Annotated in this window: 17 protein-coding genes; 16 read left to right on the plus strand and 1 reads right to left on the minus strand. The window is 68.3% G+C overall.

The window, feature by feature from the left end; all coding sequences use genetic code 11:
- Window positions 1-65: 65 nt before the first annotated feature.
- The 11 genes from AC5LXX_RS21420 to AC5LXX_RS21470 all read left to right on the plus strand — a co-directional run bounded on the left by AC5LXX_RS21420 (window position 66) and on the right by AC5LXX_RS21470 (window position 9,566).
- The gene (locus AC5LXX_RS21420) at window positions 66-1,877 is read left to right on the plus strand and encodes a putative porin (protein ID WP_493413044.1); all 1,812 of its coding nucleotides are present in this window, start codon (window positions 66-68) and stop codon (window positions 1,875-1,877) included.
- Window positions 1,878-1,889: 12 nt separating this feature from the next.
- Window positions 1,890-2,561: a hypothetical protein gene (locus AC5LXX_RS21425; RefSeq protein ID WP_493413045.1), complete on the plus strand. Its 672-nt coding sequence runs from the start codon at window positions 1,890-1,892 to the stop codon at window positions 2,559-2,561.
- 59 nt (window positions 2,562-2,620) lie between these two features.
- The gene (locus tag AC5LXX_RS21430; RefSeq protein WP_493413046.1) at window positions 2,621-3,208 is read left to right on the plus strand and encodes a YbjN domain-containing protein; all 588 of its coding nucleotides are present in this window, start codon (window positions 2,621-2,623) and stop codon (window positions 3,206-3,208) included.
- Window positions 3,205-3,624 (plus strand): hypothetical protein, encoded by a 420-nt coding sequence (locus AC5LXX_RS21435; RefSeq protein WP_493413047.1) that lies wholly within the window; start codon window positions 3,205-3,207, stop codon window positions 3,622-3,624. Before AC5LXX_RS21430 ends, AC5LXX_RS21435 begins: the two co-directional genes overlap by 4 nt.
- Window positions 3,625-3,670: 46 nt before the next feature.
- On the plus strand, window positions 3,671-4,561 hold the full coding sequence (locus tag AC5LXX_RS21440) for a peptidylprolyl isomerase (RefSeq protein ID WP_493413048.1): 891 nt from the start codon (window positions 3,671-3,673) through the stop codon (window positions 4,559-4,561).
- An 8-nt stretch (window positions 4,562-4,569) separates the two neighbouring features.
- Window positions 4,570-5,397 carry a hypothetical protein gene (locus tag AC5LXX_RS21445; RefSeq protein ID WP_493413049.1) on the plus strand — a complete coding sequence of 276 codons (828 nt, stop codon included), beginning with the start codon at window positions 4,570-4,572 and terminating at the stop codon, window positions 5,395-5,397.
- Between the two features lie 41 nt (window positions 5,398-5,438).
- The gene (locus AC5LXX_RS21450) at window positions 5,439-5,804 is read left to right on the plus strand and encodes a hypothetical protein (RefSeq protein ID WP_493413050.1); all 366 of its coding nucleotides are present in this window, start codon (window positions 5,439-5,441) and stop codon (window positions 5,802-5,804) included.
- Between the two features lie 44 nt (window positions 5,805-5,848).
- Window positions 5,849-7,270 carry a Do family serine endopeptidase gene (locus AC5LXX_RS21455; RefSeq protein ID WP_493413051.1) on the plus strand — a complete coding sequence of 474 codons (1,422 nt, stop codon included), beginning with the start codon at window positions 5,849-5,851 and terminating at the stop codon, window positions 7,268-7,270.
- 48 nt (window positions 7,271-7,318) lie between these two features.
- Window positions 7,319-7,807, plus strand: coding sequence for a YbaB/EbfC family DNA-binding protein (locus AC5LXX_RS21460; protein WP_493413052.1), 489 nt, complete (start codon window positions 7,319-7,321; stop codon window positions 7,805-7,807).
- A gap of 104 nt (window positions 7,808-7,911) precedes the next feature.
- Window positions 7,912-8,391 carry a type 6 secretion system effector deamidase TecA gene (gene tecA, locus AC5LXX_RS21465; RefSeq protein ID WP_493413053.1) on the plus strand — a complete coding sequence of 160 codons (480 nt, stop codon included), beginning with the start codon at window positions 7,912-7,914 and terminating at the stop codon, window positions 8,389-8,391.
- A 281-nt stretch (window positions 8,392-8,672) separates the two neighbouring features.
- Window positions 8,673-9,566 (plus strand): IclR family transcriptional regulator, encoded by an 894-nt coding sequence (locus AC5LXX_RS21470; protein WP_124446776.1) that lies wholly within the window; start codon window positions 8,673-8,675, stop codon window positions 9,564-9,566.
- Window positions 9,567-9,669: 103 nt separating this feature from the next.
- Here AC5LXX_RS21470 and AC5LXX_RS21475 read toward each other — a convergent pair whose 3' ends face one another.
- A complete protein-coding gene (locus tag AC5LXX_RS21475) occupies window positions 9,670-10,749 on the minus strand; it encodes a porin (protein WP_493413054.1) in 1,080 nt (359 codons plus the stop codon).
- A gap of 446 nt (window positions 10,750-11,195) precedes the next feature.
- Here AC5LXX_RS21475 and AC5LXX_RS21480 point away from each other — a divergent pair, with 446 nt between their 5' ends.
- The 5 genes from AC5LXX_RS21480 to AC5LXX_RS21500 are packed head-to-tail and all read left to right on the plus strand — an operon-like array spanning window position 11,196 to window position 14,277.
- Window positions 11,196-11,513, plus strand: a complete 318-nt coding sequence (locus AC5LXX_RS21480) for a non-heme iron oxygenase ferredoxin subunit (RefSeq protein ID WP_124479326.1) — start codon at window positions 11,196-11,198, stop codon at window positions 11,511-11,513.
- Between the two features lies 1 nt (window position 11,514).
- Window positions 11,515-11,826, plus strand: a complete 312-nt coding sequence (locus AC5LXX_RS21485) for a recombinase-like helix-turn-helix domain-containing protein (RefSeq protein ID WP_493413055.1) — start codon at window positions 11,515-11,517, stop codon at window positions 11,824-11,826.
- 60 nt (window positions 11,827-11,886) lie between these two features.
- Window positions 11,887-12,957, plus strand: a complete 1,071-nt coding sequence (locus AC5LXX_RS21490; protein ID WP_493413056.1) for an aromatic ring-hydroxylating dioxygenase subunit alpha — start codon at window positions 11,887-11,889, stop codon at window positions 12,955-12,957.
- Window positions 12,950-13,720 carry an SDR family oxidoreductase gene (locus AC5LXX_RS21495; protein WP_493413057.1) on the plus strand — a complete coding sequence of 257 codons (771 nt, stop codon included), beginning with the start codon at window positions 12,950-12,952 and terminating at the stop codon, window positions 13,718-13,720. The genes AC5LXX_RS21490 and AC5LXX_RS21495 overlap by 8 nt, the downstream gene beginning before the upstream one ends.
- Before the next feature lie 29 nt (window positions 13,721-13,749).
- Window positions 13,750-14,277 (plus strand): cupin domain-containing protein, encoded by a 528-nt coding sequence (locus AC5LXX_RS21500; protein ID WP_124446787.1) that lies wholly within the window; start codon window positions 13,750-13,752, stop codon window positions 14,275-14,277.
- Window positions 14,278-14,285: the final 8 nt, after the last annotated feature.

Consider the following 14,285-nt stretch of genomic DNA (forward strand, 5'->3'; position numbering starts at 1 on the left):
TCATGGGGCAGCGCCGTCGCACGGATGCTGCCGGAAAAGAAACGAAAATTGTTCGGAGTGCTTCGATGATTCGGAAGATGAACGAACGGGGTGGGGTGCCCCGCAACGGCGCGCTGCCCGCGCGCCTGTCGCGTGTCGGCGCGGCGGTGCTGACGCTCGGGCTGACGTGCACGTCTGCCGCGCACGGGCAATCGCTCGAAGCGCAGGCGGCATCGGGGAAGGCCGCGCCGACGGAAAGCGTGGTGATCAACCTGATCAACCTGCTCGTGAAGCGCGGCGTGCTCACGCAGCAGAACGCCAATGAGCTGATCAGCGAGGCGCGCACGGAAGCCGTGCAGGCGAGGTCGGCGCGCGCGTCGGGCGCACCGGTCATGGCGGGCGGCGTGGTCAACCCGCCGACGCAGCCGGGCGACGTCGCGGTGCCGTACGTGCCGCAGCTCGTGCGCGACCAGATCCGCGACCAGGTGAAGCAGGAAGTGATCGCGCAGGCGAAGGCCGAGAACTGGGCGCAGCCGAACACGTTCCCCGACTGGGTGTCGCGCATCAAGCTCGACGGCGACCTGCGCGTGCGCGACGAATATCACTTCTACGGCAGCCGCAACGCGAACAACGTCACGAATTTCGCGGCGATCAACCAGGGCGGCGGGTTCGACATCAACCCGAACACCAACACGACGCAGCTGCCGACGCAGAACACGACGCAGAACCGCAACAACCTGCTGCGCTACCGCGCACGGCTCGGCGTGACGGCGACGCTGTCCGACGAAATGACGGCCGGCCTCCAGCTCGCGAGCGGCAACGACAACGGCCCGGTTTCCACGACGGGAACGGCCGGCGGCGGCTGGGGCAAGAAGAACATCTGGCTGAACAAGGCGTTCTTCGCGTACAAGCCGACCTCGTGGCTGAACCTGACGGCCGGCCGTTTCGACAACCCGTTCTTCAAGTCGGATCTCGTGTTCTCCGACGACCTGATGATGGACGGGCTCGCCGCGAACCTGCGCCATGCGCTGCCGTGGAATCCGGACGTCACGCTGTTCGGCACGCTCGGCGTGTTCCCGATCCAGTACACGAGCGAGAACTTCCCGTCGAACAGCACCGAAAAGGCCGGCAGCGACACGAAGTGGATGTTCGGCGCGCAGTTCGGCGCGGACTGGAAGATCGACGCGAAGAACCGGCTGCGCGGCGCGGTCGCGTACTACGACTTCCAGAACATGCGCGGCACGCTGTCGTCGCCGTGCGCGCTGGGGCAAGGCCCGACGAGCTGCAGTACCGACAACGAGGCGCCCACGTTCATGCAGGGCGGCAACACGCTGATCGCGCTGCGCAACATCGTGCAGAACCCGAACCTCGCGCCGGGAATGACGCCGCAGCCGCAACTGTTCGGGCTCGCTTACAACTACCGGCTGCTCGACCTGAAGGCGCAGTGGGACACGGTGGTGGCCGACCGCTTCAAGCTGCGGCTCGACGGCGAATACGTGCGCAACCTCGCGTACAACGACAACAAGGCGTTCGCGGCGGCCTCGCTGCCGGTCAACAACTACGAATCGACGTCGGTGAACGCGACGCGTGCCGACTACCGCAGCGGCCCGAGCGGCTTCCTCGCGAAGGCGACGGTCGGTGAGCCGGAGCCGCGCGAGAAGGGCCAGTGGAATTTCTCGATCGCGTACAAGTACCTGCAGCCGGACGCCGTGCTCGACGCGTTCAACGATCCCGACTTCCATCTCGGCGGCACCAACGCGCGCGGCTACGTGATCGGTGCCGCGTATGCGGTCGCGCGCGACACGTGGGTGTCGGCCCGCTACCTGAGCTCGAAGGAAGTGTACGGGCCGCCGGTGTCGATCGACGTGCTGCAGATCGAGCTCAATGCTCGCTTCTGACCGGAGCCGCGAATGAACACGACCACTCGCACGATGCTGGCGGCCGCCGTGGCCGGCGCGCTGCTGTTCGCGGCCGGCGGCGCGCACGCGCAGAGCATCGAGGACAAGCTGCGCAGCCAGTTGCGCTCGACCGTGCAGGAGCTGCGCCAGCTGCAGGACGGCCAGGCGCAGTTGCAGAGCGACAAGGCGGCGGCCGAGAAGCAGCGCGACGACGCGCTCGCGCAACTGAAGGCGATGCAGGGCCAGCTTGCGGCGGCCCGCGGCGACTCGGGCGCCGAGGCGGCCACGAAGCGCGCGCTCGCGCAGGAGCGGGCCGGCCGCGAGCAGGATGCGAAGTCGCTCGCGAAATACAAGGCGTCCTACGAAGACCTGCTCGCCGTGTCGCGCGCCCGCGATGCGCAGCACACGCAGCTGCAGAAGGATGCCGCCGCGCGTGACACGCAATTGAAAACCTGCCAGGCACACAATGCCGAGCTGTATCGCGTGGGGCACGAGATTCTCGACGCGTACGAGCATGTCGGGATCGGCACGTTCTTCTCGTCGCGGCAGCCGTTCGCGCAGTCGGCGCGCGTGAAGTACGACGATCTCGCGCAACGCTACGGCGATGCGCTGTATGCGGGCAAGTACGACCCGGCCGCACGTGCGGCCGCCGCGGCACCGGCATCGGCTGCAAGCGCACCGTGAGCGGGCAGCCGGGCACGTCATTGAAATTCATCGATTCGTCGAATACGGGGGACACCGACATGCAAGACAAGCAACCGAACGCCGGCGACGAACGCACGGCACACGATGCGCCGATCGAAGCGATCAGCGCCGATCGCCTGGCCGACGTGCTGCGCCGCGCGGGCTACCGCGTGACGGCGGCCGAGCAGAACGGCACGGTGCAACTGATGAGCGCGAGCCAGGGCATCGGCTTTGCGGTGCGCTTCGGCAACCCGGCAGCGCCGCTTGCGCCGCAGGGTGCCGATACGCAGCTCGCCGCACTGCCGTACATCGACTACACGCTGTCGTGCGTGCTGCAGGTGCAGGGCGAACTGCCCGCCGAACTCGTCGCGGACTGGAACCGCACCAAGCGCTTTGCGCGTCTCGCGAGCCACGGGCAGTTTCTCGCGCTGGAGATGGACGTCGTCGTCGCGGGCGGCGTGTCGGAACGCTACCTGCGTTCGACGATCGAGCTGTGGGACCGGCTGATCCAGGAGTTCCTGCTGCACCTGCGCAATCGTCCCGCGATGGCCGAGCAGGAAGCGGCGGCGCGTGCGGCGGCGGGCGAACGGCACGGCGAGGCGGCAACTTCCGCCGCGGCCGGGATCGAGGCGGCTGCGCAATCATGATCGTCGCGCGCCGGATCGGCGCCGCGCTGCGCGCGTGGCTGCCGGGCCGCACGCGATCCGGCGCGACGGCCGCGCATGATGCGCCCGCCGCGTGGGGCGACTATGCGCAACATACGGCGCGCTGGTTTCAGACGGCGCTCGATGGCGACGATGTCGCCGCGAGCCGCCTGCGCGGCGATGTCGAGCGCTGGGCCGATGCGCTGGCCGATGCCGGCGACGCCGAGCCCGTGCTGCCGGTGCGTGCATGGCTCGACCGGCGCGGGCGGGTGACGCGCGCCGACAGCGCGGCGGCCGGGCCAGCGGCGCTCGACGCCGCGCTGCACGCTGCGCTCGTCGGCAGGGCGGTCGGCCTGGCGCCGCCGCGCGGGATGGCGCAACCGCTCGTCCTGCGCGTGACGCTGACGGGCGCGCGCTGATGCGGCGTCCGCATTTCAAGAGAGCAATCCAGAGGGCAGTCGAACCATGATGACGAAAATGAAGATGCGGGCGATGGTGGCAGGCAGTCTCGTGCTGGGTGCGCCGTTCGTTGCGCATGCCCAGGACGACGTGATCGCGAACGCCGCGCAGGCGTCCGTCACGCAGGCCGACTTCGCGGCGCTGTTGAAGACGGTGGGCCCCGAAGGGCGCGAGCGCCTCGCGGCCGATCCGGCGGCGCTGGACCAGGTCGTGCGTTCGACACTCGCGCAGAAGGCCGTGCTGGCCGAGGCGAAATCGAAGGGCTGGGACAAGCAGGCGCAGGTGCAGTCGGCCGTCGAGCAAGCACAGCGCGACATCGTCGTGCGCAGCTATCTGGCGTCGGTGAACGCGCCGGCGGCCGATTATCCGTCGGACGCGGAGCTCCAGTCCGCGTACGACAAGAACCGCGCGGCGTTCATGGCGCCGCGCGCGCTGCATGTCGCGCAGATCTACATCGCGGTGCCGCCGAACGCGGACGCCGCGACGCTCGATAAGGCGCGCAAGCAGGCGGCCGATCTCGCGAGCCGGGCACGCAGCGGCGATTTTGCGGCGCTGGCGAAGGCGAATTCGCAAGACACGGCGAGCGCCGCGAACGGCGGCGATCTCGGCTTCGTGCCCGATCAGCTGATGGTGCCGGCGGTCCGCCAGGCGGCCGACGCGCTGAAGCCGGGCCAGGTCTCCGCGCCGATCCAGACGCCGTCCGGCTTTCACGTCGTGAAGCTGATCGAGATACGCGCAGCCGCGCCGCGCCCGCTGGCCGACGTGAAGGAGCAACTGCGCGCGATGCTGCGCGCGCAGCGCACGCAGCAGAATGCCCAGGCGTATCTCGCGAAGCTGGCCGCGAACGCGCCGATCAACGAAGACGCGCTGAAGAAAGCGCTCGCGTCCGCCCGGTAGGCGCGCCCATGGCAACCGTCCGTTCGACGCCGCGCGTCGAGGTGCCCGACGCGCGCACGCCGGGGCGGCGTCGCGCGGCCGCCACCGACCGTCCGCGCATGCCGAAGGCGAACCCGTGGCCGGGCCGGCCCGGCGAGTGGCCGACGCATTGCCCGCTGTGCTTCGGCGCACTGGAGCCGTTGCCCGGCGCGGGCGGCTATGCGCGGCACCGGAGCGCGCGCTGTTCCGCGCAGTGCGTGCTCACGACCCGCCAGTATCAACCGGACGAGCTGACGATCCGCGCGGCGCGCGACGTGCAGGTCGCGGCGGTGCATCGCGAGCGTTTCGTCGCGCAGTGGCCGCGCCATTACGCGCTGATGCGGCGCGCGTGTCCCGCGCTGACGATCGGGCGCTTCATCGCGGTGATCGCGTGCGTGGATGTCGCGGATCTCTGGTCGTACCGGATGCTGCGCGACGACGATCTCGCGGCCGTGCTGCTCGTGCTGGCCGGCTTCCTGCGCGTGCCGGAGGTGTCGGGCGCCGCTGCGCCGGCCGACGACGCGCGCGCGCCCACGGTGCGATGGGTGCGGTTCTGGTTCGACGCGAGCGTGCGTGACGTCGGCGATCTGTGGACGGCCGGCAGCACCGCGCCGCCGCTGTTTCGCGTCGACTATCGGGAGCCGCTCGTGACGCCGTATCCGACCGGTGCGCAGGTGCACGCGTGGCAGCCGGTCGACGGTATGCGCGACGCGTGGGCGCAGCACGCCGACGCACATGAACCGGCCGTCGACGCGGCCGAGCGCGCGGCGTTCGAGCGTTTCCTCGCGCGTGCGCAGGCGCCGGGCGCGAGCGTGTGAGTGCGGCCGCCGGCGCGATGACATCACTGAAGGAGGCGCGGATGAAGGTGCGACGAAACGGATTCGCGACGCTCGTCTGCCTGCTGCTGGCGGCCGGCGCACACGCGCAGGGCGGCCACGCACCGGCGCAGGCCAGTGCCGGATCGGCGGCGAAGCCGGTGTGCGTCGATGCGGAAGTCGACGGCAAGCGCGCGCTGTCGTACGACTGCCTGAGTCAGCAGCTGAAGCCGACGGCCGAGCCGCAGGCGGGCGCATCGCAAACGGATTCGGAGCGGTTGTCGAAGCAGCCGTCGAACCGTCTCGGCACGTTCAACCTGTCGACCGAACGGAACCGCTTCGGCACGAACTGGGGCCGGTCGATCACGCCGCAGCGGCCCGATGCGCCAGTCGCGGTGCCGCCGAAGTGATGTCCGCGCCGCGCGATTGGCCGGAACCGACGAGGAACAGCGACATGAGAGCGGTCAGGCAGACGGGCCGGGCGATGGTGCTGCGGGCAATGGCAGGCATGCTCGCATTCGCGTGCGCTTGTACTTGTGCGCCGGCACGGTCGGCCGAGCGCGCCGCGCAGCCCGGTGCGACACCGCCGACCGTCGCGCTGCCGAACTTCGCCGCGCTGGTCCGGCGTGTCGGTCCGGCCGTCGTCAACATCAGCGTCACGCGCGAAGTCACGCAGATGGGCATCCAGTTGCCGCCCGGCATCGCGCCCGATCATCCGCTCGCGCCGTTTCTCGCGCGGCGCGTGATCGGCAACCGTGAGGAAGTGAGCCTCGGCTCAGGCTTCATCGTCAGTGCGGACGGCGTGATCCTGACCAACCGGCACGTGGTCGGCGACGCCGTCGCCATCGACGTGAAGCTGACCGACAAGCGGCAGTTCAAGGGGCGCGTGATCGGCAGCGATCCCGTGTCCGATGTCGCGGTGATCCGCATCGACGCGCACGACCTGCCGGTCGTCGCGACCGGCGACCCCGCGCGCACGGAAGTCGGCGACTGGGTGATGGCGATCGGCTCGCCGTACGGGTTCGCGAACACGGTCACGCAGGGCATCGTCAGCGCGAAATCGCGTTCGTTGCCCGGCGAGCGCGCGATCCCGTTCATCCAGACCGACGTGCCGATCAATCCCGGCAATTCGGGCGGCCCGCTGTTCGACCTCGGCGGCCGCGTGATCGCGATCAACTCGATGATCTTCTCGAAGACGGGCGGCTACCAGGGGCTCGCGTTCGCGATTCCGATCGATATCGCGCTCGACGTGAAGGACCAGTTGCTGCGCACCGGCAAGGTCACGCGCGGCCGGCTCGGCGTCGCGTTGCAGGAAGTGAGCCAGGCGCTCGCGCGCTCGTTCGGCCTCGCCAGCCCCGACGGCGCGCTGGTCACGATGGTCGAGCCGGACGGCCCGGCCGCGCATGCAGGATTGCAGGCCGGCGACGTCGTGCTCGCAGTCGACGGCAAGCCGGTGGCCGAATCCGCGGACCTGCTCGGCACGGTCGCCGGCATGCGGGCCGGGCGGCAGGCCGACCTGCTCGTGTGGCGTGCCGGCCGCGCGATGCACGTGACCGCGACGGTCGGTGCATTCGACAGCGGCACGGCGTCGGCAGGCGGCGAACAGGGGCCCGCACGGTTCGGGCTCGCGCTGCGCGCGGCGACCGAGCAGGAGCGCCAGCGGCTCGGCGTCGGCCAGGCGCTCGTCGTCGAACAGGCGAGCGGCCAGGCTGCGCGTGCCGGGTTGCAGCCCGGCGATGTCGTGCTGTCGGTCAACGGCACGCCGGTTGCGAGCATCGGCGCGTTGATGACCGAGATCGACGCCGCGCACGGCAACGTCGCGCTGCTCGTCCAGCGCGGCGGCACGCGGCTGTATGTGCCGATCGAGATCGGGTGAGCGGGCGCGGCCGGGCGGCGCGCGCGCGCGATTGAAAACGGAGGCGGGATGAAGCGAATGCAGGAGCGGGGCGCATCCGGATGGCTGAGGGGAATCGTCGTGGCGTGTGCGCTGGTCGCGGGGGCCGCGCCCGCCGTCGCGCAAACCGCCGACGTGCCGGCCACGTGGATCCGCTATGGCCAGCTCGCCGGGCAGCAGTTCCAGGCGTGGCTCGAGGCGGACGGCGCGGCAGCCGACCGGCTGCACCGCTATCTCGAAGCACGCGTGCTGAACGCGCGTGCCGATGCGCCGCCGCCCGCGATCGTCGTGCGCGCGTGGATCGGTGCGAACGGCGCCGTCACGCGCGTCGAGTTCGCGTCGCTCGGCGATCCCGATGCGGACGCGACGCTGCGGCAGCTGCTCACGGCCGGCCCGCTGGCGGAGCCGCCGCCGCCCGACATGCTGCAGCCGCTGCGCGTGCGTTTGCGGCTTGCGCCGAATCCCGATGCGCAGGCAGTCGATCCGGCGTCGTCACCGGCGGCGGCACGCGCGCCGTAACGAGACGCCCGGAGCCTGGTCGACGCCGGTGGATATCGTAATAAGATACGAGGTTATTGCGTTGGCGGGACGATGGTGTCCGTCTTCCTCACAAGGAGCTATCCATGCAACTGACCCAGCTAGGCGGGCATGTCGCCCAATCCGGCCTCGGCGAACGGCAAAAACACGCGCAAGCGCTGATGTTCGGGATGGCCAACATCAACGAGTACGTATCCGGCGGCGTCTGCTATGACGCCGCGGCCTATGTCCGGTATCTGCTGCGCGCCGACGCGCTGATCTCGCCCGGCACGCTGCTCGACACGATCGGCCAGCTGTGGAAGCCGCGCTTCAATTTCGAGACCGGCGATCAGTGGGATGGGCGTGCGAGCATTCCGGCGGGCACCGCGGTCGGCTTCTCCCGGAACGGCAACGTGTTTCATGCCGCGATCGCCGTCGGCGGCAGCCGGATCCGCGCGATCAACGGCGGCCTGCTCGGCAGCGGCTGGATGTATGCGGTCGATCTTGCGCGGGTGCTGGAGCGGGACCCGGCCGGCGGCTTCACCTACGACCGCGCGAGCCTTCGCGTCTACTTGTCGCGCCTGTAGGCACACCGGTGCACCGGCGCGCCATGCCGGGCACGGGCCGGCCGCACCGTTCGGCCAGGCGGGCGCCGGCCCGTCGTCCGGCCATTTCCGCATGGCGTCGCGCCGTCCAACGCTGCTATCCTCTCGACCTTGAATGACACCGCATGGCGGCGTGGCAGCGCATGCTGCATCGCGGCGATGCGTGCCGGTGCGATCCGGCGCGCGCGCTGAGGTAGCATGACTGACTATCCACGATGATCCATGACCTGTTCCGTGACTGATTTCCTTTCGTCCATGTCCACATGGTCAAGACAACGATGAGCGGCGCACCCGATCCGGCGCCGCCTGGCGACGACGAATCGTCCGGCGGCGCTTCGTCCTACTTGGTGCCGGGGCTCGAACGCGGGCTGCGGATCCTCGCCGAATTCTCCGCGCGCGAGCCCGTGCTCGGCGCGCCGGAGCTGTCGAAGCGCATCGGCATTCCGCGCACGACCACGTTCCGCCTGCTGCAGACGCTCGAGGCGCTCGGTTTCCTCGAGCGCGTGAACGGCGACCGCTATTTCCGGCTCGGCGTCGGCGTGCTGCGGCTCGGCTTCGAATACCTGAATTCGCTCGAACTGACCGATCTCGGCACGCCCGTGCTCGAACGGCTGCGCGATGCGACCGGCCTGTCGACGCACCTGCTGATCCGCGACCAGCGCGACGTCGTGTTCGTCGCGAAGGCGCAGAGCAATACGTCGATGTTCGGTTCGGTGAAAGTGCACGTCGGCACGCGCCTGCCCGCGCACGCCACCGTGCACGGCCACGTGCTGATGGGCGACCTGACGCGCGATGCGCTACGTCAGCTCTATCCGGAGAAAAAACTCGAGCAGTTCACCGAACGCACGCCGGGCAGCGTCGACGAGCTGTATGAACGCGTGCGCCACTACGCGCGGCTCGGCTATGCGGTCAGCGAGGCGGCATTCGAGAGCGGCATTTCCGCCGTGACGGCGCCCGTGCGCGATCAGTCGGGCTCGATCGTCGCGGCGATCACCGCGACGGTACCGCGTTCGGAGATCGGCGAGGCCGGCGAGAAGGAGCGGCTCGTCGAAGCCGTGTGCGGCGCGGCGGTCGACCTGTCGCAGCGGCTGAACTACCGTCCGCTCGAAAGCGACCCGACGTTCGCGCATGCGCGCCACAAGGTCGCGATGTTCTGACGCCCACCTATCGGACGGGCCGCTGCACGCGGCATTGCAAACGAAGAAGAGCGGCCCAAGGGGGCCGCTCTTTTCATTTCCGGCACCGGATGCCCGGCACCGCTCAGAACGAGTGGTGGATGCCGGTCAGCACGATCACCTGGTTCGCGGTGCTCGACACGCCGGCCGTGAAGAATGCAGCCTTGGCGCCGCCCGAACCGTGTTCGTAGAGCACGTTCGCATAGAGCTGCGTGCGCTTCGACAGCGCGTAGATGTCGCCGAGCTCGACCTGCGTCCAGCGGCGGCCGGCCAGTGTCGTCGTCGCCGCGCCGCCCGCGATCGTGTTGAACACGCTGCTGCGGTAGTTCACGCCCGCGTCGTAGCTCTGGAACGTATCCGAAAAGCCGTTCGACTGCATCTTCGTGCGCGTGTAGAGGCCATGGACGAGGAAGTCGCCGAACTGGTAGGACGCGCCCGCGCCGATGTTCTCCACCTTGTTCGCCAGATAGCCGTTCGCGGTGTTCTGCCCCTGGAACGAGGTGATGCCGGTTTGGCCGATCAGGATCGAGCGGTCGTGCTCGCTCGAGTACACGGCCGACGCCTTGAACGGCCCGTTCGCATAGTTCAGCGCGACGCCGACCGACTTGCCGGTCGAGAAGTTCGTCGTGTTGCCGAGCGCCAGCGTGGCCGCGGCCGAGAAGCCCGCGAAGGCCGGCGAACGGTACTTGATCGCGTTGTTGTACGGCACGTTGCCGGTCGCGGCGAGCCCGTCGATGTTGCCGGGGTGGAACGCGTACCAGCTCAACGCGAGATAGGCCGTGCTGAGCGGATCGAGATAGTCGAACGACAGCGGCGTCTGGCGGCCGAGCGTCAGCGTGCCGTAGCGGTCCGAGCTGAGGCCGACGAATGCCGCGCGGTTCCAGATCGTGTTCGCGGTCGCGAACTGGCCGTTGTTCGTATAGAAGCCGTTTTCGAGCTGGAAGATCGCCGACAGGCCGCTGCCGAGATCTTCCTTGCCCTTCAGGCCCCACCGGTCGGGCTGGGTGTTGCCCTGGATCATCGCCCACTTTGCATGGCCGCCGACGTTGTTCACGTAGGCGACGCCCGCATCCAGGCTGCCGTACAGCGTCACGCTGCTCTGCGCCCATGCGCCCGACGCGGCGCCCAATCCGATCACTGCTGCTGCTACCGCTTGCTTGATCATTTGATCTCCTGAATCTCCAACCTGATGAAAACGTGCCGTGGCGTCGTGCGCGGGGACGGCCGTCCGTCGCGCAGGGATGCGCCATCTGGCGGGCATTCGTATGTTCCATATAAGGAACAATGTGCCTCTGGTGGAATGAAGTATAGAGGCGTCAAGCGCCGGATCAAAAATAAATTTTTCGGGACGGAAGGGCTTCGTGCCGATGCCCGGCATTGGTGCCGCATGTCTCGAAAAAGACGATAAATCCCCGCAGTAAAACAAAAAATTACATTCGACAAGGTAGTCGAGAGCGATTGCCGACCAGGCGGTCAGTGTTTTCCCTAGGACATGCAGCTTTTTGTTTTACTCGTGGAAAGTCACTTCTATAATCACCATACATAAACTGCTGTTCCGAATATGGAACAAATCGGAACAAACCGAGAGTCGATCAGAAGGAAGGGTGTGAGATGTCTGAGCAATGGATTTGCGCCGGTCACGCCGGCGCGCTGTCGGAAGACACGCCGATCGAGTTCAAGCGGACCGACGGCGTGGAAATCGGGATCTACCGCGTCGGCGACGACGTGTATGCGCTCGAGAACGTGTGCCCGCATGCATACGCGCTGCTGACGCAGGGCTTCGTCGACGAAGGCACGGTCGAATGCCCGCTGCACGAAGCCGTGTTCGACATCAGGACGGGTGCATGCCTGAAGGGTCCGGGTGGACGCGCGCTGAAGCAGTACGCGGTGCGCCTCGCCGGTGAAGAAATCCAAGTAAAGGTGGAATGACATGAAAGAAGCGACGGTCAACTTCAATCCCTTCCTGAAGCCGTGGGTGGCACCGCAGCCGAACAACGTCGCGGGCAAGGGGCAGATCGAGGTCCCCGGCCAGGTCGAGAACCAGGTCTGGCAGAACCGCAAGGCCGCACCGACGCAGTACGAGAACGACCTCGGCGATGCGCTCGAACGCGTGTTCGAGAGCGGCGCAACCGAGCTGGACGATGTCGTCGCGGGCCTGAACCGCATCGGCTTCCGCGCACCGGACGGTACCGCGTGGACCGCGGAGCGCTTCCGCGCCGAAATGGCCGCGCTGGCGGAATGAGCGTACCGACCGCGCCGCGCGCCTGAGCGCCGACCCGACAACCGCATCCGGAGCACACTGATGACGTCCCCCGTACAACACGCAGTCCAACACGACCCGGTCCGTGACTATCTCGACCGCGGCATCAAGAACTACTGGTACCCCGTTGCACCGAGCTGGCAGGTGTCGAATGCGCCCGTCGGCCTCACGCGCCTGTCCGAGCAGATCGTGCTGTGGCGCGATCACGACGGCAAGGTTCATGCGCTGGAAGATCGCTGCCCGCACCGCGGCGCGCGCCTGTCGCTCGGCTGGAACCTCGGCGGCAACATCGCGTGCTGGTATCACGGCATCGAGGTCGACGGCGGCGGCACGGTCAACCGCGTGCCGGCCGTGTCGAACTGTCCGCTCGAAGGCACGAAGTGCGTGAAGTCGTATCCGGTCGAAGAGAAGGCCGGCGCGATCTTCCTGTGGTTCGGCGACGAAGCGCACGGCGAGCCGGCGCCGCTGAACCTGCCCGAGGAACTGGTCGCCGACGAGTACGGCCACTTCCTGTGCGTGTCGAACTGGAAGTGCAATTACCAGTACGCGATCGACAACGTGATGGATCCGATGCACGGCGCGTATCTGCACGCCACCTCGCACTCGATGGCCGAAGGCGACAAGCAGGCCGACATGCGCGTGCGCAAGACGGAAACGGGCCTGATGTTCGAGAAGATCGGCCAGCGCGACGTGAACTTCGACTGGGTCGAGCTCGGCGAAACGGGCTGCCTGTGGATGCGCCTCGCGATTCCGTACAAGCAGAAGTTCGGCCCGGGCGGCAACTTCGGGATCATCGGCTTCGCGACGCCGGTCGACGGCGACAACTGCCAGGTCTATTTCTGGCGGACGCGCAAGGTCAGCGGCTGGCAGCGCGACGTGTGGCGCTTCATGTATCGCAACCGCCTCGAAGGCCTGCATTGGGACGTGCTGGAGCAGGACCGCTACGTCCTCGAAAGCCTCGCGCCGCACGCGCGCGATCACGAATACCTGTACCAGCACGACGTCGGCATCACGCGCGTGCGCCGGATGCTGCGCCAGCGTGCGCAGGAACACCTGTCCGCACTCGATGCGCATCGCGCCGCACAGGCCGCGTCGGAGCCCGCGAATGGCTGAGCTCGCTCCGGTCGTGTCGCTGCCGGGGCGCCGCGTGCTCGTCACGGGCGGTGCGCGCGGGCTCGGCGCGGCGTTCGTGAAGGCGCTCGTCGAAGCCGGCGCGCAGGTCGCGTTCGGCGACGTGCTCGCCGACGAGGGCCGTGCGCTGGCCGCCGAACTCACGCAAGCCGGCCACGCCGCGCATTTCTTCGCGCTCGACCTCGCCGATCCGGCCAGCATCGACGCGTTCGTCGCGCAGGGCGCGGCGGCGCTCGGCGGCATCGACGCACTGATCAACAACGCGGCGATCACGAACTCGGGCGGCAAGCTGTCCACGGAGCTCGACGTGTCGACGTGGGACGCCGTGATGAACGTGAACGTGCGCGGCGTGTGGCTCGTCAGCAATGCAGCGCTGCCGCACCTCGCGCAGTCGGGCCGCGGCGCGATCGTGAACCTCGCGTCGGACACCGCGCTGTGGGGCGCGCCGAAGCTGCTCGCGTACGTCGCGAGCAAGGGCGCGGTGATCGCGATGACGCATGCGCAGGCACGCGAATTCGGCGCGCACGGCGTGACGGTCAACGCGATCGCGCCGGGGCTCACCGAAGTCGAGGCGACTGCCTACGTACCGGCCGAGCGTCATGCGTTCTATATGCAGGGCCGCGCGCTGACGCGCGCGCAGGTACCCGACGACGTCACGGGCCCCGTGCTGTTCCTGCTGTCGGACGGCGCGCGCTTCGTGACGGGTCAACTGCTGCCGGTGAACGGCGGCTTCGTAATGAATTGATGTTTTCACACTGAATGAAGGAGAGGACGATGGCGGACGCCGATCTCGAACGCAAGTCGTGGGACCAGCCGGAAGGTGCAAGCTTCGACGACTGGATGGAAGGGCGCGTCGCGCGTTACGCGACGCGGCGCTACGACTGGGACGCGCTGAAGTTCCAGGCCGACTACGACCCGAAGTACCGCCGTGCGCAGATGCGCTACGTCGGCACGGGCGGCACGGGCGTCGCGAAGGACGTCAACACGGTGCCGGCCGGCGGCTTCACGTTCTCGACGATGGTCATCCCGGCCGGCAACATCGGCCCGAGCCACATCCACATGGACGTCGAGGAAATCTTCTTCGTGCTGCGCGGCAAGATGAAGGTGATCTGCGAGCGCGACGGCGAGACGTGGGAAGCGGTCCTCGGCGAGCGCGACCTGATCTCGGTGCCGCCGGGCGTGTATCGCACGGAAATCAACATCGGCGAGGAAGATGCGCTGATGTGCGTGATGCTCGGTTCGCCGAAGCCGGTCACGCCGACGTATCCGCCCGATTCGCCGCTCGCGAAGATCAAGCGTTGAGACGGAGC

The organism is Burkholderia torrens, from assembly GCF_984668525.1.

Bases quoted from the DNA above. Each gene is read 5' to 3' on its own strand.
- AC5LXX_RS21420 (WP_493413044.1), top strand. From the start codon at position 66: ATGATTCGGAAGATGAACGAACGGGGTGGGGTGCCCCGCAACGGCGCG.
- AC5LXX_RS21425 (WP_493413045.1), top strand. From the start codon at position 1,890: ATGAACACGACCACTCGCACGATGCTGGCGGCCGCCGTGGCCGGCGCG.
- AC5LXX_RS21430 (WP_493413046.1), top strand. From the start codon at position 2,621: ATGCAAGACAAGCAACCGAACGCCGGCGACGAACGCACGGCACACGAT.
- AC5LXX_RS21435 (WP_493413047.1), top strand. From the start codon at position 3,205: ATGATCGTCGCGCGCCGGATCGGCGCCGCGCTGCGCGCGTGGCTGCCG.
- AC5LXX_RS21440 (WP_493413048.1), top strand. From the start codon at position 3,671: ATGATGACGAAAATGAAGATGCGGGCGATGGTGGCAGGCAGTCTCGTG.
- AC5LXX_RS21445 (WP_493413049.1), top strand. From the start codon at position 4,570: ATGGCAACCGTCCGTTCGACGCCGCGCGTCGAGGTGCCCGACGCGCGC.
- AC5LXX_RS21450 (WP_493413050.1), top strand. From the start codon at position 5,439: ATGAAGGTGCGACGAAACGGATTCGCGACGCTCGTCTGCCTGCTGCTG.
- AC5LXX_RS21455 (WP_493413051.1), top strand. From the start codon at position 5,849: ATGAGAGCGGTCAGGCAGACGGGCCGGGCGATGGTGCTGCGGGCAATG.
- AC5LXX_RS21460 (WP_493413052.1), top strand. From the start codon at position 7,319: ATGAAGCGAATGCAGGAGCGGGGCGCATCCGGATGGCTGAGGGGAATC.
- tecA (WP_493413053.1), top strand. From the start codon at position 7,912: ATGCAACTGACCCAGCTAGGCGGGCATGTCGCCCAATCCGGCCTCGGC.
- AC5LXX_RS21470 (WP_124446776.1), top strand. From the start codon at position 8,673: ATGGTCAAGACAACGATGAGCGGCGCACCCGATCCGGCGCCGCCTGGC.
- AC5LXX_RS21475 (WP_493413054.1), bottom strand. From the start codon at position 10,749: ATGATCAAGCAAGCGGTAGCAGCAGCAGTGATCGGATTGGGCGCCGCG.
- AC5LXX_RS21480 (WP_124479326.1), top strand. From the start codon at position 11,196: ATGTCTGAGCAATGGATTTGCGCCGGTCACGCCGGCGCGCTGTCGGAA.
- AC5LXX_RS21485 (WP_493413055.1), top strand. From the start codon at position 11,515: ATGAAAGAAGCGACGGTCAACTTCAATCCCTTCCTGAAGCCGTGGGTG.
- AC5LXX_RS21490 (WP_493413056.1), top strand. From the start codon at position 11,887: ATGACGTCCCCCGTACAACACGCAGTCCAACACGACCCGGTCCGTGAC.
- AC5LXX_RS21495 (WP_493413057.1), top strand. From the start codon at position 12,950: ATGGCTGAGCTCGCTCCGGTCGTGTCGCTGCCGGGGCGCCGCGTGCTC.
- AC5LXX_RS21500 (WP_124446787.1), top strand. From the start codon at position 13,750: ATGGCGGACGCCGATCTCGAACGCAAGTCGTGGGACCAGCCGGAAGGT.